The organism is Jejuia pallidilutea (assembly GCF_002973595.1).
Lineage (GTDB): Bacteria > Bacteroidota > Bacteroidia > Flavobacteriales > Flavobacteriaceae > Jejuia > Jejuia pallidilutea.
The window spans coordinates 304,588-326,553 of record NZ_PVEO01000002.1; the positions used below are offsets into that span (position 1 = coordinate 304,588).

The 21,966-nt window shown below is 32.1% G+C and carries 18 protein-coding genes; 6 read left to right on the forward strand and 12 right to left on the reverse strand.

The window, feature by feature from the left end; all coding sequences use genetic code 11:
• The first annotated feature begins 11 nt into the window (after positions 1-11).
• The 3 genes from CLV33_RS04875 (at position 12) to moaA (ending at position 2,388) form a co-directional block, all read left to right on the forward strand.
• The gene (locus CLV33_RS04875) at positions 12-359 is read left to right on the forward strand and encodes a four helix bundle protein (RefSeq protein WP_105472949.1); all 348 of its coding nucleotides are present in this window, start codon (positions 12-14) and stop codon (positions 357-359) included.
• Between the two features lie 31 nt (positions 360-390).
• Positions 391-1,302: a bifunctional molybdenum cofactor biosynthesis protein MoaC/MoaB gene (gene moaCB, locus CLV33_RS04880; RefSeq protein ID WP_105472950.1), complete on the forward strand. Its 912-nt coding sequence runs from the start codon at positions 391-393 to the stop codon at positions 1,300-1,302.
• Between the two features lie 78 nt (positions 1,303-1,380).
• Complete coding sequence (moaA, locus tag CLV33_RS04885) at positions 1,381-2,388, forward strand: GTP 3',8-cyclase MoaA (RefSeq protein ID WP_105473132.1); 1,008 nt, start codon at positions 1,381-1,383, stop codon at positions 2,386-2,388.
• A 134-nt stretch (positions 2,389-2,522) separates the two neighbouring features.
• Here moaA and CLV33_RS04890 read toward each other — a convergent pair whose 3' ends face one another.
• The 12 genes from CLV33_RS04890 to katG form a co-directional block, all read right to left on the reverse strand.
• Positions 2,523-3,293, reverse strand: a complete 771-nt coding sequence (locus CLV33_RS04890; RefSeq protein ID WP_105472951.1) for a glycosyltransferase family 32 protein — start codon at positions 3,291-3,293, stop codon at positions 2,523-2,525.
• A gap of 1,090 nt (positions 3,294-4,383) precedes the next feature.
• Positions 4,384-4,740 carry a hypothetical protein gene (locus CLV33_RS04895; RefSeq protein ID WP_105472952.1) on the reverse strand — a complete coding sequence of 119 codons (357 nt, stop codon included), beginning with the start codon at positions 4,738-4,740 and terminating at the stop codon, positions 4,384-4,386.
• 444 nt (positions 4,741-5,184) lie between these two features.
• Entirely contained in the window at positions 5,185-5,313 is a 129-nt protein-coding gene (locus CLV33_RS04900) for a LytTR family transcriptional regulator DNA-binding domain-containing protein (protein ID WP_317045154.1), read from the reverse strand.
• Positions 5,309-5,977, reverse strand: a complete 669-nt coding sequence (locus CLV33_RS04905) for a T9SS type A sorting domain-containing protein (RefSeq protein WP_170063975.1) — start codon at positions 5,975-5,977, stop codon at positions 5,309-5,311. Before CLV33_RS04905 ends, CLV33_RS04900 begins: the two co-directional genes overlap by 5 nt.
• An 844-nt stretch (positions 5,978-6,821) precedes the next feature.
• Positions 6,822-7,565 (reverse strand): LytR/AlgR family response regulator transcription factor, encoded by a 744-nt coding sequence (locus CLV33_RS04910; RefSeq protein WP_105472954.1) that lies wholly within the window; start codon positions 7,563-7,565, stop codon positions 6,822-6,824.
• 9 nt (positions 7,566-7,574) lie between these two features.
• The gene (locus tag CLV33_RS04915) at positions 7,575-7,892 is read right to left on the reverse strand and encodes a histidine kinase (protein WP_105472955.1); all 318 of its coding nucleotides are present in this window, start codon (positions 7,890-7,892) and stop codon (positions 7,575-7,577) included.
• Between the two features lie 4 nt (positions 7,893-7,896).
• Positions 7,897-10,377, reverse strand: a complete 2,481-nt coding sequence (locus tag CLV33_RS04920) for a PAS domain S-box protein (RefSeq protein WP_105472956.1) — start codon at positions 10,375-10,377, stop codon at positions 7,897-7,899.
• On the reverse strand, positions 10,370-10,915 hold the full coding sequence (locus tag CLV33_RS04925) for a heme NO-binding domain-containing protein (RefSeq protein ID WP_105472957.1): 546 nt from the start codon (positions 10,913-10,915) through the stop codon (positions 10,370-10,372). The genes CLV33_RS04920 and CLV33_RS04925 overlap by 8 nt, the downstream gene beginning before the upstream one ends.
• Before the next feature lie 2 nt (positions 10,916-10,917).
• Entirely contained in the window at positions 10,918-11,325 is a 408-nt protein-coding gene (locus CLV33_RS04930; protein ID WP_105472958.1) for a response regulator, read from the reverse strand.
• A gap of 42 nt (positions 11,326-11,367) precedes the next feature.
• Positions 11,368-12,147: a DUF3050 domain-containing protein gene (locus tag CLV33_RS04935; protein WP_105472959.1), complete on the reverse strand. Its 780-nt coding sequence runs from the start codon at positions 12,145-12,147 to the stop codon at positions 11,368-11,370.
• A gap of 91 nt (positions 12,148-12,238) precedes the next feature.
• Complete coding sequence (locus CLV33_RS04940; protein ID WP_105472960.1) at positions 12,239-15,811, reverse strand: PKD domain-containing protein; 3,573 nt, start codon at positions 15,809-15,811, stop codon at positions 12,239-12,241.
• 341 nt (positions 15,812-16,152) lie between these two features.
• Entirely contained in the window at positions 16,153-18,375 is a 2,223-nt protein-coding gene (gene katG / locus CLV33_RS04945; protein WP_105472961.1) for a catalase/peroxidase HPI, read from the reverse strand.
• 271 nt (positions 18,376-18,646) lie between these two features.
• Here katG and tpx point away from each other — a divergent pair, with 271 nt between their 5' ends.
• The 3 genes from tpx to CLV33_RS04960 all read left to right on the forward strand — a co-directional run bounded on the left by tpx (position 18,647) and on the right by CLV33_RS04960 (position 21,963).
• Entirely contained in the window at positions 18,647-19,153 is a 507-nt protein-coding gene (gene tpx, locus CLV33_RS04950) for a thiol peroxidase (RefSeq protein WP_105472962.1), read from the forward strand.
• On the forward strand, positions 19,146-19,514 hold the full coding sequence (locus CLV33_RS04955) for a diacylglycerol kinase (RefSeq protein ID WP_042241175.1): 369 nt from the start codon (positions 19,146-19,148) through the stop codon (positions 19,512-19,514). Before tpx ends, CLV33_RS04955 begins: the two co-directional genes overlap by 8 nt.
• 64 nt (positions 19,515-19,578) lie before the next feature.
• Positions 19,579-21,963 (forward strand): DNA translocase FtsK, encoded by a 2,385-nt coding sequence (locus CLV33_RS04960; RefSeq protein WP_105472963.1) that lies wholly within the window; start codon positions 19,579-19,581, stop codon positions 21,961-21,963.
• The last annotated feature ends 3 nt before the right edge of the window (positions 21,964-21,966 follow it).

Here is a 21,966-nt window from a genome sequence, read left to right on the forward strand (position 1 = left end):
AAAACAATACTATGAAAGAAGCTTTAAAAAAACGGACTAAATTGTTTGCACATAATTGTATTAAAATAACACAGCAGTTACCAAACAATTATCTAGCAAATCATATTAAAGGTCAGCTTATTAGATGTTCTACATCTGTTGCAGCAAATTATAGAGCTACTTGTATAGCGCAATCAAAAGCTAGCTTTATTGCTAAAATCAGTATTGTAATTGAAGAAGTAGATGAAGCGAATTTTTGGTTAGAATTTACTTTAGATGAAAATTTAATCCAGAAAAATAACATTGAAAAATTATTGAAAGAATCTAGCGAACTCACAGCAATCTTTATGGCATCCAGAAAGACAGCAAGCAGGAAATAATCAATTTTCAATAATAAATAATAAATTACTAATGGTAGATATAACAAATAAAAATACAACATTAAGAACAGCAGTTGCGCAAGCAGTAGTAAAAGTAAGTAAACCCGAAACCATTGCAGCGATTAAAAACGATACTGTTCCGAAGGGAAACGTATTCGCTATGAGTAAAGCTGCGGGACTCTTGGGTGTAAAACGCACACCTGATATTTTACCCGATTGCCACCCCTTGCCTATTGAGTTTACTAGTGTGGAATATAAAATTAATGGGTTAGAAATAACGGTGCTTTTCACAGTAAAAACCATCTACAAAACAGGTGTGGAAGTTGAAGCAATGCATGGTGCGAGCGTTGTTGCTTTAAATATGTACGACATGCTAAAACCCATAGATAAAGGCATTGAAATCCATAATATTAAATTGCTACATAAAAAAGGCGGAAAGTCTGATTTTAGAGACACATTTAGAAAAGATGTAACCGCTGCTGTTGTGGTGTGTAGCGATACCATTTCCGCAGGACATAAAGAAGATAAAGCTGGAAAAGCGATTATTAAAAAACTAGAGGAATGTGATGTTAAGGTTTTGGAATATGTTATTATTCCTGATGAAAAAGATACCATTCAAGAAAAAGCTAAATCCTATCAAAAACAGGGTTTAGATTTGGTAATTTACACTGGAGGCACCGGACTTTCTGGTAGAGATGTAACACCAGAAGCATTACTGCCTATTTTAGACAGACGTATTCCTGGAATTGAGGAAGCTATTCGTAATTACGGACAAGAACGCATGCCTTTTGCAATGCTCTCTAGAAGTGTGGCTGGAACACTTGGAGACACCTTAGTTTTGGCATTACCTGGTTCAACAAACGGTGCAAAAGAATCTATGGACGCTATTTTTCCTGCGGTGTTGCACAGTTTTAGAATTTTAAAAGGGGCAAGACATGATTAAAGTGTTTATGCGCGGAATCGTTAAATCGTTTAATTGATTAAACAGTTTAACAATTCAATGATTAAACAAAGTGAAGATATGAGCGAAAACAAAAATATATTAACAGATTCACATGGCAGGGACCACACATACCTGCGCATTTCGCTAATTGAGCGGTGTAATTTACGGTGTACCTATTGCATGCCCGAAGAAGGCGTAAAACTATCGCCCAAAAGTAGTTTAATGACCTATGAGGAAATCTACGATATTGCTAAAACCTTTGTAGAACATGGTGTTACCAAAATAAGGCTAACGGGAGGTGAACCTTTAATAAGAAAAGATATTCCCGTAATTTTAGAAAAACTGGCAGCACTTCCTGTGGAACTTTCAATAACTTCTAACGCTGTTATTATTGATAAATTTATTGATGTTTTAAAAGCAAATGGCGTTAAAAAAATAAATGTGAGTTTAGATTCCTTGGATGCTGCAAAATTTAAACATATTACCAGAAGACATGAGTTTGAAAAGGTTTATAACAATATTTTATTATTAGTAAAAGAAGGGTTTGAGGTAAAAGTTAATGCAGTGTTGATAAAAGGCTTTAACGATAATGAAATTATCGATTTTATCAACTTTACTAAAGATTTACCAATTTCTGTTCGGTTTATAGAGTTCATGCCTTTTGATGGGAATAAATGGGATATGGGTAAAATGGTGTCCTATGCTGAAGTGATGCAATATGTGAACGCTTCTTTTTCCGAAGAAAACATAGAACGTTTACAAGATGCGCCTAATGATACCTCTAAAAATTATAAAATAAAAGGCTACAAAGGTAGTTTTGCTATTATAAGCTCTGTTACCAATCCGTTTTGCGATTCTTGCAACAGATTGCGCTTAACGGCTAATGGCCAGTTAAAAAATTGCTTGTTTTCATCTACAGAATCTGATTTATTATCGACACTTCGCGCAGGAAAGTCCATTGAACCTGTTATTAAAAAAGCAGTACAAGCAAAACTAAAAATGCGCGGTGGCATGGATACTTTAGAAAAATTGCAAGAACCTATGCTACATAACAATAACAGAAGTATGACTGCAATTGGAGGATAAGATTTTTTAGCTGCATATTCTAGTAATGAAAGTTATGATGACTATTACGTTTAAAATACAAACTAAAATTTCTCAACTATTGATACGAACCAAAAACACACTTTATCTTTTATTCTCGTTAATTGTAATGCATGCTATTTAGTACCTTTAAACAGTGTTATAATTTGTCTTATTTTTAATATATTAATTATTTTTTCAGCTTTAACTAATCCAAAACGACGTATCAACTTTAATCTTTGAATAGATAGAAATGACATCCAAGCATTGTTGTAATGATGGATGGTATATGTTTTTTCTGTTATAAATATTATACCTGTTTGATGATTTTTGGGACTAAAATATTCAGAAGGAAATAAAAAGAACGAATTTTTATTTTCTATCAATTTAGAAATATTCCTTACCTCTTCTAAATTTAGTTGAATTATTTTTTTATTTCTTTCAATTTGAGATTGCATTATTTCAGGCAAAACTAGCATATCAAAAAAACCGTCTTGTTTTATAAAATGACGATTCTCATAATATTTGATACAATCTAGTAACCAATCGGATTTTTTTTCAGCACCAAAAACAGCTGCTTCCAAAAGATCATCGTATTGGCTTCCAATAAAATATGGCAAAGTTAGGAGGTCATCAAAAGTTTTTAAAACTTCAACGTCTGTGTCTAAATAAATCCCTCCATATGTATATACCGCAAGTAATCTGATATAATCTGATGCAAATGCGTATTTTTTGCTTTGATAGGCTTGTTTTGTCCAAATAGTTGTTTCTACGTTAAATTTATTAATATCCCATAGAATAAAGTCATAATCAGGTAATTTAGCTTTCCAAGATTCAATACATTTTTTTATTAGTTTAGGATACTCATCCTCACTAAGCCAACAAAAATGAATTATTTTAGGAATCATATTTTACTTTTTTTATATTTCGATTGTATATCCGTAACTATAAACAATCTGTATTGTTTGAAATAACCAACCTATAAATATGTTTTCTACAAATATCTACGATTTAGTGTGTAAACATTTTTTTAAGTATTATTTTAGATATTTCTTTTTAATTTTATGATATAATTTAACCATATTTATTTGACATAGGCTGTAGTGATATTTAACCGAAATATTTAAAAGCTAAGGTCTAAACGCCCTATCATGTTTTATATTAAATCAATTAATATATGTGCCTACTAGCTCTAATAATTAGTGTTGGTATATAAAAAAAACCAGCACTTTAAAAAAATGCTGATTTGTAAATTGCTATTAACTATAACACCTCTAAAATGATATAGATTTTTAAATTTAAAAAACATATTAATGATTAAATTTTAATTTTCGATATGTAACAATTAACTATAGATAATTAACCATTTTTTTAAGACCAATTGAATTTAATATTGTTTCATCCGCTTTAAAACTTTTAAGTCAAATAATCAAAAAAAGCTTTGTTTTAATTCTAAGTGATTTAAACTTTCACATAGAAAAAGAGAAAAAAGCACTTTTTTTAAGATAGCTTTAATCAAAGGTTTATTAATAAACAAACATTTACTAGGATGTATAATTTTAGAATGCTTTATTTCGGTCTTTTTCATTACATTCTTTTATTAAGTAAGCATTATTTAACTTTTGCGTTTATTTTACTAAAAGTCTAAATGATTTCATTGACACTTCTCAAAGTAAAACCAGTATGACACATCGTAAAAAAGAAGGTACAACAAAACTAAAAATGTATAACAATGAAGGTTTTTAGAGAAACTATAAGGACTTGGATTACACATTAACACGAGTGCCTGTTGCAATTAAAAATATAAAGGCCAATACCATGAAATATTGACCTTTGATTGCCTATAACAATATCGTCTCTCAGGTGATATGTTGACTCAAATATAAAATAAACCAATAATGATTTTTTGATTTTTCGATATATGACCATTAACCGTAGGTAGTTTGCTGTTACATAAAGTTAAATGACGTTATCTTAAATCCTTTATTGTATTTAACATTAACGATGTGTACTATCAATACTATAGTTTTCAACTAGATAATTAAAAATATTTTGATTTTTTTTACAAAATTTATAGTACGGCAAATAGTATTTTACCCCATAAAACTTAACACTTTTATGGTACTCATTCATAAGCTTGCTGTATACCTCTGATTCGTTATTGTCTACCTTTACCCCAAACTCAATTAAAAACCCAACTATAGCCTCATAACTTATAGTATTCTGTATTGCTGCGACAGGTTTTTGTACATTATTTAAATTTGTACCACATTTGCTTTCAAAATTAATCACCTCCCTATTTAAAGGAGTATTTAATTTTCTGTAACTATGAAGGCTTATAACTTTTACACCCATAACAAAACTAAATAAAAAAAATTCTTATTATGATGAACTATAATTGAGAGATTGAAACAAAAAAACCTCGATAAAAATCGAGGCTTTTATTAACACTAAAGAGTTTTTAGTTAGCTATTAATCAATATAAACTCAATTTTAGTATAAATTTAAATAACAATTTAAGGCCCTATAAAAAACTCTTAATCTACTACCTCTCATTTTAATAGGCCCCAAACCTGAAAAAAAATGTTCGATTAAGAGTTTTATTTGGATATCTCAATAATTTTATAATTCAAATATATACACTTTTGGCAACCCATAGTTTAAATATTCGACAGTTAGACACTATGTGAAGGTAAGTAAACATAAACTAGGGTTAAACGGTAATTACAAAACATCATAATTTAATGAAAATAATACTATAACAAACTAACACGTTTCATTAACTCGGTTCTGCTAGATCTACCAATAGGGTATTAGTGCTTTATTAATTAGTACGGTGTTATCTTCTATTTCTAAAATTTTATTGATATTTATTGTATAAGATCTATGTACTCTAAGAAATAGAGCGTCTGGTAATTTATTGTTAATTTTTTATGAATTTAATTGTATTTCCACTATCGAATTTTAATAAATATATTCCATTAGCGAAATTGCTAATATCAATTTGTGTATTGTTAGAAATAATTCCGTTTTTAATTTTATTACCAAAAATACTAAAAATGGTATATGACTCATTTGAATTTATATTCGAAATTTGGATAAATTGACTTGACGGATTTGGATAAATTTTAACATTATTAGTTGTAGCATTATTAATATTTAATGTTGAACTTAGTACTATGTCATCAAGACCAAATGATTCATTACCTTGTGAACTTGTTATAGTGAATGAATTGACACTTGTCCAATTCAAAGTTACTGTTGCACCTGTAGACGATGAAATAAATTGATCAACACTTGAGTTACTACCACCAGAAGGAGTAAAGGTCCAGGTTGAGCCAATAGAGGCGTCTGCATCTAATCCAAACACCGTAGCGATGTTAACTGGTGCGCTAAAAGAAACAGTTACTGAAGTAGTTTGATTAGTAGCAAAAACAACATTGCCTGAAGAACCAGCATATCCAGCTCCGTTTAAGATACTATGGCTGTTAGAAGATGTTGTAAATGTTGCTGTTATACCATCAACAGTTTGAACGACTCCGTTTTCGGTATCAATTCCAGTTTCCCAATCGAAGGTTTGTGAGAATGACATAAAACTGATTAATGCAAAAAATAAAGTTGAGTAAATTTGTTTCATTTGTAAATAATTTAATTGTTAATATATGGTTTTAATGTTTGCTAACGTTGTGTATAATCAATACTATAGTTTTCAACTAAATAATTAGAAATATTTTGGTTTTTTTTCAAAAGTTATAGTACGGCAAATAATATTTTACCCCATAAAATCTAACACTTTTGAGGTACTCGCTCATAAGCTTGCTGTATACCTCTGTTTCGTTATTGTCTACCTTTACCCCAAAATCAATTAAAAAACCAACTATAGCCTTATAACTTATAGTATTCTGTATTACTGCGACAGGTTTTTTTTTAGATTATTTAAATTGTTACCACATCCGCTTTCAAAATTAATCGCCTCCCGCTTCTTTAAAGGAGTATTTAATTTTCTTTAACTATAAAGGTTTATAACTTTTGCGCCCATAAAAAAACTAAATAAAAAGAATTATTATTAAGACGAACTAAAATTATATTATTAAAAAACCTCGATAAAAAAATCGAGGCTTTTATTAACACTAAAGAGTTTTTAGTTAGTTATTAATCAATATAAACTCTATCTTAGTAAAAATTTAAAATAACAATTTAAGATCTTAAAAAACTCTTAATCTACTACCTTCCATTTTAATAGGCCCCAAACCTGAAAAAAAATGTTCGATTAAGAGTTTTATTTTAGATACCTTAGTTTTTTCGCAGGTCAAATTTATGTGCTTTTGGCAAGGTGAAATTTAATAATTCGACAGATAAACAATATGTGGAGGTAAGTAGTCATAGACTAGGGTTAAAAGGTAATTAAGAAACATCATGATTTAATAAAAGTACCCTTATAACAAATTAATACGTTTCATTAACTCAGTTCTGCTAGATCTACTAATAGGTATTACTTCTTTATTAATTAGTACGGTGTTATCTTCTATTCCTAAAATTTTATTGGTATTTATTATATAAGATCTATGTACTCTAAGAAACAGAGCGTCTGGTAATTTATTTTTAATTTTTTTTAAGGAAGAGTGTACTATATAATTATTCTTTTCTGTTTTTAAATTGATATAATCGCCTTTAGCCTCTATTAAATAAATGCTTGGGATATCAATTTTAATAAGGCGTTTATCTATATTTACAAAAAGCTGATTCTCTGATGTTTCTATTAAATTGCTTGCTAGACTAGTTTCCGAAGCTTGATGCATATTCTTTTTAATTTTTTGAATAGCTTTATTGAAACGTAAGGGTAAAATGGGTTTTAATAAATAATCTACAACACAATCGTACTCGTAAGCCTCTATCGCAAAGTTTTTATCGGATGTTGTAAGTATAATTTTAGGAGTTTTTTCTAGTACATGTTTAAGCTCACCACTTGCCAGCGTGTTAATAAAATCGAACCCTGTAAAATCTGGCAAATGTATATCTAGTAAAATAAAATCTATTTGTTTTTGCTGTTGTTTTAGAAATGATATGCCCTGGAGAACACTATCAAATTCTCCAACAACTTTTAAATCTGATATTCCAGAACACAGTTGACTTAAAATTGTTCTAGCCGTAGCCTCATCGTCTATAATTATGCAATTCATTTTATTGTGTTAAATGCTGTTTAAATAATCTGTTATTTTGTCTAAAACCCTCTTAAACTCTTCATTAAGGCTGTTATTATGTATCCTTAAATTCTCTTCATGCTTAATAGCTAATAAATAGCCTTTTTCAAAACTTAAAATGCTTAGCTTATGTTTTAGTTTATGTACATTTTGCAATGCCATTTCAAAATTGTTTGAATTTATATTTTTATAATAAGAATGCTTTTCTACAGGAAATTCTTGTTTAATAATATCAATTAATTTTTTTGAAAAAATTTTATCGCCATTTGCTAGCTTGTTTATATATTTTAAATTTGGCACATCCATTAATCTACTTTTTAATAGTGAAATAAAATACCGTTTCTTTACCTAGCTTAGACTCTACCCAGATTCTACCTCCATAAATTTCTATTATTTTTTTTACAATTGATAAACCTATACCTGTAGAATGTTTGTTTTTAGTTATGTAATAAAATATTTTGAATATTTGATGATGATACTTTTTATCTATACCTACACCATTATCTCTTACATAAAATAGATAATACTTATTTTTCGTTTCACACCCTATTTCTATTTTCCCGTTTTCCTTGTCGTTATGAGTTATAGCATTGTTTAATAAGTTTTGAAACAATTGATTAAACTTTATTTTATCGCCATAAATAATTGGTAATTCACTACTAACAAATATATTTATATGTTTTGGAACATGAAGCGTTTTTATAATATCATGAAGCAGATGATTTAAGTTTATTAATTCATTTTGTCCTGATTCTGAATTAATACTAGAATACCTTAAAATACCTGTGATTAAAGCCTCCATGCGTTCTAAAGTTTGCTCTAAACTGTCAAAATGTTTAAGGCTTTCTTCATTTAAATTTGTATAGTTATCCTCTTTAATCCATGCTGTTAAAGCACTTATGTTTCGCAAAGGCGATTTTAAATCATGAGACACAATTTGAGCATATTCCTGCAATTCATTATTTTTATTTTTTAATACTTTTACTAAATTATCTTTTTCTAATTGTAGTTTTTTCTGGCTTGTAATATCTAAATGAATACCTATAGAGCCTATAATTTCTCCATTTAGATTATAATTTGGTGCGCCGCTTACTAACCAAGTTCGTTTTTCGCCATTTTTGATTGTTACATCTATTTCATAGGAACTAGATTGCCCTTCTATTCGCATTTTATTTTTGTCCTGAAGTATTTTTAAAGTTTCTCCATTCAAAAAAACATCACTTCCGTACTTGCCTACTAATTCATTTTCTGAATACCCAGAAATTTTAGTAAAACTTTGGTTGCACATTAGTATTTTATCATGCTTGTCTACTTCTAAAAGTCCTAAGTTCATATTGGCAATAATACCACTGTATTTTTGTTTTTGAGCTTCTAAACTTTTTCTATACTTTTTTTGTAAAGTAACGTCTTTGTAACTCCATAAATGCCCCTTGTAAACATCGTCATTGTATAGTGGAATATAATCTCTTTCAAGAACTTTACCACTTTTCATTATCAACTCATCGCCTAAAACAGTTTCCTTTTTTAACAAAATAGCTTCAATGCGTTTTACAAAACCATCTGAATTTTTAAAGAGTATTTTATTTTGCTCTGCTGCATCGGTACAATCTGCCCCAACCATTTCTTCGGGTAAAAGCGGAATATGGAACATCTCGCAAAATTTAGAGTTTGTTAAAACAATTTTTCTGTTTTCATCTTCTAAAAGTATACCACTTTCAAGACTAGATATTAATATCCTAAGCCTTTCTTCAGATTTTAAAAGTCTTTTTTGAGCACGTTCTTTTTCATTTAAGCTTATAGCATTTTTTATTTTTAATGCTATAATTCTAGCAATATTTTCAATTGTGCGAAGTTGAACTTCTGTAAAATGGTTTTTATTTGGATGTTCAGAATCTATAACGGCTATAACTTTGTTTTCAATAATGATAGGTACGGTAAGTTCTGAGTAGTTCCTAGCAATATCAACTATATAGCGTTTATCTTTGCTAGTATCATGTATTAACATAGACCTACCTGTTTTTGCAACTGTACCTACTATGCCTTTACCTATATCGAATTTTAGCCTGTTTACTATATCGCCAAAAGCACTTATTTTATCTCCACTGGCAGCTATTTGTTCTACTTGGTTTTCAGTGTGATTAACAGAATATATAACACAATCATCTGTTTTAAGGTAATTAGCTATCTTTTTTGTAATATTCAATGAAATTTCATAGATATCCATTGTCCCAAGAATGGATTGTGCAATGTCGTTAATTACTTCGGTAATTATTTCATTTTCTTTTGATATTGTAATATCTCTTAATATTCCTTGTGCAGCAACAGGTTCCCCTTTGTCATAAATAATACTGGCATTAATATGGGTTATTATAACTTTACTTTTATTATTTTTTATTTTTATTTCAAAATCTTTTAAAACACCATTTTTAAGCAACTCTTGAAACGAATTTGAAACTCTATCATAATCACCGGGGAGTACCATTTTTGCTAAATTATAGTCTACTTTATCATCTTCAAATCCTAGCATCTCGGTAGCGGACTTGTTCATTTTAAGTACATTAAAATTTAAATCCATTATGACGTAGGCATCTACTATATTTTCGAAAACGCCTTGTAACTGAGAATCTGACCTATTTAGTAAAGACTCTAAATCAGCATTTAATTTTTCTAATTTTTTATTTGTTTTATAAAGCTCTGTAGACCTAACTTCTAGTATTTTTTCGGCTTCTTTTCTAGCTGCCTTTTCGCGTTTTAAGGCGCGTTGTAATATGTCAATTTTATTTTTACTCATTAATTTTGGTAATAATAAACTTAACTTCTGTACCGTCTTGTTTTATTTTTTCTAAAACTACAGTTGCACTAGAATTAAAATACTCGAAGGTTTTATTTATTAAACCTAAACCAAAATGGTGCATGGCCCTACTAGATTTATAAACCATTATTAACACATTTTGGGTGCTTTCAACCACCTCGAAAGTTGGGAGTTCAGCGTCGGGGTATATTTTTAAAACCTCAACATGAATATGGTTTTCTATAGACGACAACATGGTTACAGGATCTTGGTACACTAAAAAAAATTCTGGATAATTTCTTTCTAATAAATCAAAAAAATGTGTGCCATAAACAAGTAATAAATCATCGGTAGAAATTTCTGTTTTAAGACTTAAATTTTGAAACAATTCTAGCATCTCAGAAAACTTATAAGTGCCTACAGCTGTGTAAGCGCCTTTAGATGGCAAATTAGAGTTTTGTATAATATCGTCAACCATTTCAAGACCATATTTTTCTTCAACCATTTCTAAAAACTCTGTAAAAACAATACCTTTCATTATTAAGCTATTTCATTAATGCTCCAATAATCTAATACTTTTTTAATTTTTGAAACATAATCTTCGTATTTTAAAGGTTTTATGATATACCCAGCGATACCAATTTTATAACACTCTATCACATCTTTAGAGTTATTGGACGTTGTTAATACAACAGCAGGAATACTTTTAAGTGTTTCTGTATTTTTTAAAATAGACAAAAACTCGATACCACTAAGTTTTGGCATATTTAGGTCTAACAGGATAATATCTGGCTTTTTATCATTTTTTTCTAAAATACCGAGTGCTTCTTCACCATTATTAGCTTCTATTATTTTGTGCTTTATTTGTAACGAAGCAATAACCCTGTTAAGTTTCATAACTTCAATCGTGTCGTCTTCAATCAAAAGTATGTTTAACGATTTTATCATTTTACGTCTTTGTAGAATTAAGTGGACTACAAATTAACGGTTTTATGGCTGTTTTTTTTTATTAATAATAGATTTATTTATAAAATCCCATAATTTAATTCTTTTATTGAGCGACTGTTTTGCAACTTGTAAACTTTCTTCCCATTTAATGTCGCTATTTCCGCAAAGCGTCCTAATCATCTCTAATGATAATGGCCCGTGCGTATCTCCATCTAGCTCAATATGTCTTTCAAGATAATAAATTAGCTTATTGTAAGTTTCACTTTTATCATTAGAATTTTTTAGAATCTCTATAAACATATCTGGAATAACATCTTCTCTCCCAAAAGTAAATGCAGATGCTATTAAATGAGTTTTTTTTGTTTCTATAACCTCAAAAGTAAACTTAATAAAATCTTCAACGGGCGCACCTATCTCTAATTCTTTTAATGTATCTATAATATTGACACCTGAAGAAATAAGGTTTATTAATAAATCTATTTGAGAAGTATCAGCACCTATTTGCCGCATTGCATCACAATACATTTCAAAATGGCTTTTAGGCTCCCCCAATTCGTTTATATCTGATTCCTCTCCATGTACAATTTCATTAATAAATCTAGCCAATACAGAATTTTTTCTTGGTGTCCAAGGTACTGCTGTATTTGTTAGTTGCAACTGTATAGCCTTTAACAGGGACATAAAATCCCAAACAGCAAAAGCATGAATTTCGGTAAAAATTTTTATATCATCTAAACACTTTAAGTTTTCATAAAGCTGATGGTTTTTTAGTTGATGCCTTAAATCTGCTATGTTAGTTTCTATATGCTCTATTCTGTCCATAATTATATGTAGTTTAAAAAGTTTTATATATTAAAAAACTATACCTTAATGGTATAGTTTTTTAAATAATCTAGTGTTTTAATAATATAACCTACCGCACTACAAATTTTTTAGTTAACTCCTTTTCGTTAGCTAACGTTACTTTTGCAAAATATATTGAGGCTTTTTGGTTTGTAAAGTTATACGTTTTTATTGTACTGTTTGTTTTAATATCAAATATGCGTTGCCCCAGTGCATTATAAATTTTAATGTTTTTTATAACGCTGTTATCATTTGTGCTAAATTGCACGTAACCAGTATTTAGCACTATAACTTCTAAATTAGTATTTGATATTTCCAGGTCTCTAGTTGATAAGGTTTGGTTTTTAAATACTATTTCAAAGCGATTGTTAAATTCTCCTGCTTCTGAACTAAACACATAAGAACTAGCAGACAAATTATGGATTGTATTAAGCAACTTGTCTTTTAAATAAATGGTGTTACCCTGTAAAAAATCGCCTTTTAGGTTTGCTATTGAAATAGAAAAAGTGTTTTCTATGCTAGCCTTAAAACCTAAACCAATAACCTCATCTAGGTTTATGCTATTACTATCTTTACCTTGCAGAACAAATTTTTTGTTTGAATTCTCAATAGTAGAATATAGGTAAGACCCTGAACCTTCACCAAATTTTGTGGCATCGTATTGCAAACCATCATCATCATTTGTTGCACCTTCTACATAACCAACTAAAATTTGACTAAACACACCATTATCTGATGTTAAGTTAAGCCATAACTTGTTGCTTTTTACTAGACCTTTTGGAGGTACACCTGCACTTTTAAAAAACTGACTATTACTTGTTGCGTCTGCCATACGCATTGCATTGGTAAATGTAGCATTACCAGCAGCCTTACTCGCTATAAAGAAACTTTGGCCAGAGGGTACAAATCCATTAACAGCCCTAGCTGAATCTGGGCTACTACTTACACTACCTGTAGCATTAAATGGTATATAATCCGTTCCGCTAAACTCCCCTCCAACAGGTGGCGTTTCTTGAGACCAGAAATAAGCTGCCCCTTCAAGAACGCTCGTATTAGTTCCTAAAAATTGATTTAAATCTATTGCTGAAGGGTATGGATTCCCTATTAAATTCCAGTTTTCTCCATTAGAAGCATTATAGTAAATAGGTGCTGTAATTGTACCTGTATTAAATTCACCTGTAAAAGATACTGTTTGTACTCCTGATGTTTTTCCGGTAATTGTATACCCTCTGGTAGGCACCATTGTACCGCCTCCCATATACATCCATCTAGAACCATCCCAATAGTATCTTCGTTTAATGTTTGGAAAAGCTATATTAACATCCATATTTTTAACTGGAGAGCTCCAGTATGTATAATGGTACCACTGGTCTTTGTTTGGCGTACTTTTGTTTACTGTTGAAGTTCCTGTTACATTAAATGTTCCGTCATTTCTTTGCACAAAAGCACCTTTAGTCTCAACAACAATATTACCTGCGCCTAATGTGTTATAGTTTACCTCAACAAAGGTAGCATCATCTACGGTTAAGGTTTTGCCTGCGTTAATAGTTAGCGATTTACATCTAAAACTTGTTTGAGTACCACCAATACTGGTATTGTAATCACCATCTATAACAGCTCTAGTCGCCAAATTAGGACCTGTAGTATTAGACCAACTAGTGCCATCCCAAATAGCATATTCTGAGATTGTGCCTTTGAAACCAAAATCCTCAAGTTCAAAATCAGCATTATCACTACTTGCGTCCCACAAATAAATTCTAAAAGTAATAGCGCCATCTACACCTTGGAAATCAGCACTTGTTAAATCAAATTCTACACCAGTATCTGGTTTTACATCACCTTCAATATTTGATGCAAAATTATCAATGCTAGACCTTAAGGCACCTTTATTTACATTACCTCCACTATCATCACCATTATAAAAAAACTCTTGAAAATTAATTTCATAACCCGTGTCTGGTTTTAAAGTGAACTCAAAATAGTCATTATCGCCAGTATTTAAAGTTCCACTAGTGCTTATACGATCTACTGTAATCTTATCATCATCTTCGCGTATTCTTAAACCACTTCCTAAAGACACTCCAGATACCGTAATGTTTGGATAAACTTCCTGCCCTCTAGTATATGGCATATCATCCTGAGTATCATCTGTACTAATTTCATTTTGCCATATAAAACCATCTATCGTTCTATCGTCATCCTCTCTATAACTTTGAGAATAATACCATATACCATTAGATACAGAATAAATACGATAATAATAACGCGTATCTAACTGCAACAAGTCATGAACATAATTATTAATAGTAGCTGCATCTACCGAGCTTAACAACACAATGTCGTTACCAATGTCGTCACCAATTTGATATAATATACCATCTTCTGGTATGCCAAAATCGTCTTCGGTGTTATAAACCAACATTAAATTATCATTTAAACTATTTGCTTGTGCACTAAATGTAACATTATTATTAAATGTACTAGAGGTAGCCGTAAAGCTTATTGGTGCTTCAACGGCTAAAGTAGTTGCATTAGCTTCAACACCTCTTGAAAAACCAGCTGAACCTATAGACCATGCCTTAAAATAATAGGTTCTGTTTTGTCTTAATTGCGGAAGCGTATTAGTATTTACAGCAGTGGCATTTCCCTCATAAATAATGGTGCCATTACCACTTAATACAATGTTATTATTAGCGTCTGTGGTTGGAGTTCCAAAACTATTCGTAGTGTTATAGGCTACCAGTATATTATCACCATCAGAATTTGCTGTGGCACTTAAATCTAAAAATGTATATGGATTTGTAGTAGAAGTACTTGCAGTAAAGGTTGCGGGATTATCACTTGCAGGGGCGATAACGGTTATGTAGTTTGTTTTGGTTTCAGTGTCAGAACCAGCAGTATTTGTAACTGTTAATGTAACTGTGTAATTGCCTGCTGCATTAAACCTAACTTCTGGATTTTGAGACGATGCAGATGTACCATTAACATAGGTAACATTACCTGGATTTGAAAAAGACCACGCCCATGTAGTTGGTGTATAATTGGAAGCGTCAGTAAAAGCAATTACATCATCTATGTAAGGAGTTACATTATCTACTGAAAATTCCGCAACTGGTTCTAGAGATGTTCCTTGAATATTAATTTTGTCAAAATATATTCTATCACTGTTTCCAGCATCAGTTTCAAATCTGATTTCAGAATCGCTATTAAAAGTATAGTTTGTTGCATTTAGAGTAATACTTACATCATAGGTTCTATTGTTGTTGCCCCAGTCTACATCATGACTATATTCTAGGACTTCTGTCCCATCTAGCTTAACCCAAAAGATATCATCATCATCATCAAAACTTCTAGATTGAAATGAAAAAGAAATAGTAACTGTTGTGTAGCCACTTAGATTGAACTCTTGGTAAAAAGATGAAGCATCACCACTATCATCTTTAAGTTCCCACGAAAAATCTCCCTGTGGCGAATTATCACTTTCTCTTCTTCTACTATCATTACCACCATCAGTCCACCCACCATCATTACTTTCAAAGTTTGTAAAGTATGGCAAATTGGTTTGTGCCGTTATAGTAGAGATTCCAAATAAAATAAGAAAAATAAATAATGCGTTTTTTAATGTTGTAGTTTTAAAAATCATAGGTTTCAATTTGGGTTTTCATTAACTTAACTTGTGTTTTATCGATGTTTTTAGCGTTTTAACGTGCTGCAAATCAATTTATTAGCAAATATATTATTTGATATGGCTGTAAAACTTATATTTCGATGAGTAGTATAAAAACCTATTTGAATAAACATTACCTGTAGATTAATGGCAACTAGAAGCAGTTTACTTCTAACCTACTAATTGGTGTTGAGCAACAGACTCAACTTTTAAGAGGAACAAACAATAAGTTAAGACCCATAAACTCTTGAATAAAAAAAATTGGGATATACGCCACAAAAACGCACATCCCAATTACCACTATTAATCTATCTAACTTATTTTAAATCGTATCTATCTAAATCCATTACCTTAGCCCATGCTGCAACAAAGTCTTTAACAAATTTTTCTTCGGCGTCATTAGCACCATAAACTTCACAAACAGCACGCAACTCTGTATTAGATCCGAAAATTAAATCGGCACGGGTTCCTTTAAATTTAACCTCTCCAGTTCTTCTATCTTTACCTTCAAAAATCTTATCGTCCTCAGAAGTAGCACGCCAAGTGTACCTCATATCTAAAAGATTTTTAAAGAAATCGTTTGTAAGCGTTCCTACATTATCTGTAAAAACGCCGTAATTAGAACCATCATAGTTAGCGCCTAAAACTCTCATACCTCCAATTAACACTGTCATTTCTGGTATAGAAAGTGTTAAAAGATTTGCTTTGTCTACCAATAAATCTTCTGCAGCAATATCTAAATTGGCGTTTTGGTAATTTCTAAATCCATCGCCTACTGGCTTTAAATAATTAAACTGCTCTATATCGGTTTGTTCTTGTGATGCATCTCCCCTTCCTTGAGAGAATGGAACTTTCACCTTGTAACCTGCCTTTTTAGCAGCCTCTTCCACACCGGCAACACCAGCAAGAACTATTAAATCTGCTATTGAAATTGTACCATTAAAGTCGTTTTTAATACCTTCAAGAACACCTAAAACACGTTTTAGTTCTTCTGGATTATTAACTTTCCAGCTACGTTGTGGTTCTAGTCGTAAACGCCCACCATTAGCACCACCTCGTTTGTCTGAACCTCTAAAGGTTGAGGCAGATGCCCATGCTGTTTTTACCATTTCAGAAATGGTTAGTCCAGACGCTAAAACCATGTGCTTTAAAGACTCTATGTCTGAATCACTTAGCTTATAGTTCACTTTTGGAATTGGATCTTGCCAAATTAACTCCTCATTGGGCACTTCAGGCCCTAAATAACGATCTATTGGCCCCATATCTCTGTGGGTTAATTTGTACCATGCACGTGCAAAAGCATCTTCAAAAGCTTTGTGGTCTTTATGAAAGCGTTGCGATATTTTTAAATACTCAGGGTCTGTTTTTAAAGCAATGTCTGCAGTAGTCATCATCAAAGGTTGTTTCCCGTTAGGATTTCCAGCTTTAGGAGCCATTCTTGCGTTTGATGCTTTAGTAGGCGTCCATTGGTGTGCGCCAGCTGGACTTTTAGTTAATTCCCAATCGTAATTTAATAACACATCAAAATAATCGGCATCCCATTGTGTTGGGTTTGGTGTCCATGCACCTTCTATTCCACTTGTGATAGCATCATCTAAAACACCAGATTTAAAAGTGTTTTTCCACCCCATACTCATTTCTTCAATAGGAGCACCGTGAGGTTCTGCTCCCACATATTTGTTAGGATCTGCCGCACCATGCGCTTTACCAAATGTATGGCCTCCAGCAACTAGCGCAACGGTTTCCTCATCGTTCATTGCCATACGACCAAAGGTTTCCCTAACATCGTGTGCTGAACCCATTGGGTCTGGGTTACCGTTTGGACCTTCTGGGTTAACATAAATCCACCCCATCATTACAGCGGCCAATGGATCTTCAAGATTGCGCTCTTCATCGTAACGATCGTCGTTTGCTCCCCATTCTGTTTCACTACCCCAGTACACATCCTGTTCTGGTTCCCATATATCTTCCCTTCCTCCTGCAAATCCAAAGGTTGGAAAACCCATAGACTCTAGGGCACAATTTCCTGCCAAAATCATAAGGTCTGCCCAAGAAATTTTACGTCCGTATTTTTGTTTAATAGGCCATAATAATAATCTTGCTTTGTCTAAATTACCATTATCTGGCCAGCTATTAATGGGTGCAAATCTTTGGTTGCCACCACCAGCGCCACCACGACCATCGCCTACCCTATAGGTACCTGCACTATGCCACGCCATACGTATCATAAATCCGCCATAATGTCCATAATCTGCTGGCCACCAATCTTGTGAGTCGGTCATTAAATTAAGTACATCTTGTTTTAGTTCAGAAAAATTAATACTGTTAAATTCTTTTGCGTAATCAAAATCTTCGCCCATAGGGTTAGACTTTGGTGCATGCTGGCGTAGGATGTTAAGTTTTAATTCGTTTGGCCACCAGTCTCTATTTTTAACACCGCCGCCCGATGTCTTTTTTTGCGTACCACTTAAAAAAGGGCATTTTCCTGCATCTGATTCGTTTATATCAAATGCTTCTCCATGTGGATTACTAGTACTCATATTTTACAGTTTTAGTTAGTATTTTAAAGTATATAATTATTCAACTTTAAATTTAAGCATTTTAACAGCTTGGTATACATTTAAAACATTTTTTAAAATTATATTAAAATAAATAAAAATTATCGTTATTAAAAAAACAATAGTTTTTTTAAATAACAAGCGTAATATCTCCCTATCTATTCTTCATAATTATTTCATAAAGATTTTGTGTATGCAGCCTTAAACATTTTAAATATTCTTATTTTAGGTGCTTTAATCAAAAACAAAAAAAATGGCAACAGTTACATTAAAAGGAGATGCAATACACACATCGGGGCAATTACCAGAGGTTGGTACAAAAGCTCCAGATTTTTTACTTACCGCAACAGATTTAAGCGTAAAAAGTTTAACCAATTTTGCAGGCAGCAATGTGGTTCTAAACATTTTTCCTAGTATAGATACGGGCACTTGCGCGCAATCGGTTCGAGAATTTAATAGAGAAGCAGGCGAATTAGATAACACAAAAGTTTTATGTATTTCTAGAGATTTACCTTTTGCCCAAGCTAGATTTTGTGGTGCGGAAGGCTTAGAAAATGTTATTAATTTATCTGATTTTAAAGATGGTAGCTTTGGTAAAGACTATGGTTTAAATTTTGTAGATGGGCCTTTAGAAGGTCTGCATTCGCGTTGTGTTATTGTTTTAGATGCAAATGGAACAGTAAAATATACCGAACAAGTAGGCGAAATTGTAGACGAGCCAAATTACAAAGCTGCTCTAGAAGCTCTACACGATGCCTAAAAAGGAATCTTTCTTAGTAAACCGTTTAAAAAGCGTAGGTTATGCTTTTAAGGGCACTATATTATTAATTACTAAGGAACCTAGTATAAAAATCCAGCTAGTTATTGCTATTGCAGTAACTATTGCTGGGTTTTATTTTGATATTTCCAAAACCGAATGGGGCATACAAATACTCGCCATTGCCCTTGTTATGAGTGTAGAAGGTGTAAATACCGCCGTAGAGGAAATTGCTAATTTTATACATCCAGAATACCACGAAAAAATTGGTTACATAAAGGATATAGCGGCAGGTGCTGTTTTTATAGCTGCTATTTGCGCCATAGCTTTAGGCTGTATTATTTACATTCCTAAAGTATTTTAAAAATACTAATCCATCTAGGATAAACGTTAGTAATTTGTATTTTTGCTGAAACTAAACGCGCATAATGGCGAAACGAACCAAAACTAAAAAGCCTACTAAATCCAAAATCAAAAAACCAAGCTTTAAGTTGTCTAGTCAACAAAAGTTGGTGTTTGGTAGTTTTTTGGTGATTTTTGGTATCATACTCTGTGTATCGTTTATCTCTTTTTTCTTCACGGGTAAAGCAGATCAAAGTACTTTATCTGAATTTGCATCGCGCAATACAGAAGCTCAAAACTGGCTAAGTAAAATTGGGGCTTGGTTAAGCGATTTTTTTATACATCGTGGCTTTGGTGTAGCTGCCTTTATAATTGCAGGTTTAGTTTTTCTGTCAGGAATTTACGTGCTCATGGACATTAACAAAACTAAACTGAGGCGACATTGGTTTTGGGGCATCTTAATCATGATTTGGTGCTCCGTGCTTCTAGGGTTTTTCGCTTCAAAAAACGATATTCTTGGAGGTACCATTGGTTTTGAAATAAATAGCTTTTTACAGGATTATATTGGCATACTTGGCACATCACTATTATTATTATTTGGCCTAATTACTTATCTCGCTATGCGATTTAAAGTAACCTTTGATAGTCTTAGGCGTTTATTTTCATCAGCTAAAAAAGATATTAAGGATGAGTTTTCTGATTTGAACGACGATATTGTACCCTTAGATAATAACCTTTCGGAAGAGGCCGAGGCCATAAAAACCGCTTTCGATATTCCTTTGGAAGAAAAAGCAAAACCAACACAGGAAACCGCAAAACCTATTGTTGAAGCTGCACCAATGGAAGTAAATATTTCTGAACCTGAACAAGAAGAAGATCCTGAGCTAGAAATAAAAGTTGAGGCCGTTAAAGAAGAAATATCCGAAACCGATAATTTAGCCAATAAGTTAGTTGAAGATTTCGGGCAGTTCGATCCTACTTTAGAGTTAGGCAACTATCAATTTCCGCATTTAGATTTATTAAAAAAATATGATACCGAAGGTATAAAAATCAACCAAGAGGAATTAGAAGAAAACAAAAACCGAATTGTAGAAACCTTAAGCAACTACAAAATTGGTATTGCTAGTATAAAGGCTACCATTGGCCCAACGGTTACACTTTACGAAATTGTACCCGAAGCAGGTATTCGGATTTCAAAAATTAAAAATCTTGAAGATGATATTGCTTTATCACTATCGGCTCTAGGTATTCGTATTATTGCACCTATTCCAGGAAAAGGTACCATTGGTATAGAAGTTCCTAATAAAAACGCTACAATAGTTTCTATGCGTTCGGTAATTGCATCCAAAAAATTTCAAGGATCTGAAATGCAACTACCTATTGCCCTAGGAAAAACCATTAGCAACGAAACATTGGTTGTAGATTTGGCAAAAATGCCGCACTTACTAATGGCAGGTGCAACAGGACAGGGTAAATCCGTTGGCTTAAATGCTGTTTTAACCTCTCTTTTGTACAAAAAACATCCTGCTGAAGTAAAGTTTATTTTAGTAGATCCTAAAAAAGTAGAGTTAACGCTATTTAATAAAATAGAGCGCCATTATTTAGCAAAATTACCAGATAGCGAAGAAGCCATAATTACCGATAACACAAAGGTTATCAATACCTTAAACTCGCTGTGTATTGAAATGGATAACCGTTACGAACTTCTTAAAAATGCCATGTGTAGAAACATTGCCGAGTACAACAAGAAGTTTAAAGCGCGGAGATTAAACCCTAATGACGGACATCAATTTTTACCATACATAGTTTTGGTTGTTGATGAGTTTGCAGATTTAATTATGACGGCTGGTAAAGAAGTAGAAACCCCAATTGCGCGTTTAGCCCAATTAGCTCGTGCTATCGGCATACACTTAATAATTGCTACCCAACGGCCATCGGTAAATGTAATTACGGGTATTATAAAAGCAAACTTTCCAGCGCGTATTGCGTTTAGGGTTACCTCTAAAATAGACTCTAGGACCATTTTAGATGGTTCTGGTGCAGACCAACTTATAGGCCGTGGCGATATGCTTTACACACAAGGCAACGATATTATACGTGTGCAATGTGCCTTTGTTGATACACCAGAAGTAGAAAAAATTACCGATTATATTGGTTCTCAAAAAGCCTATCCAGAAGCATATATGCTCCCCGAATATGTAGGCGAAGAAAGTGGCACAAGTCTTGATATAGATATATCTGATAGAGATAAACTATTTAAAGATGCTGCCATTGTTATTGTAACAGCACAACAAGGTTCTGCCTCTTTATTACAGCGAAAGCTAAAACTAGGCTACAATAGAGCTGGCCGCTTAATAGACCAATTAGAAGCCGCAGGTATTGTTGGTCCTTTTGAGGGTAGTAAAGCACGACAGGTTCTAGTTCCAGATTTAACATCGCTTGATGAGCTATTAGAAAATGAAAATTTATAATTT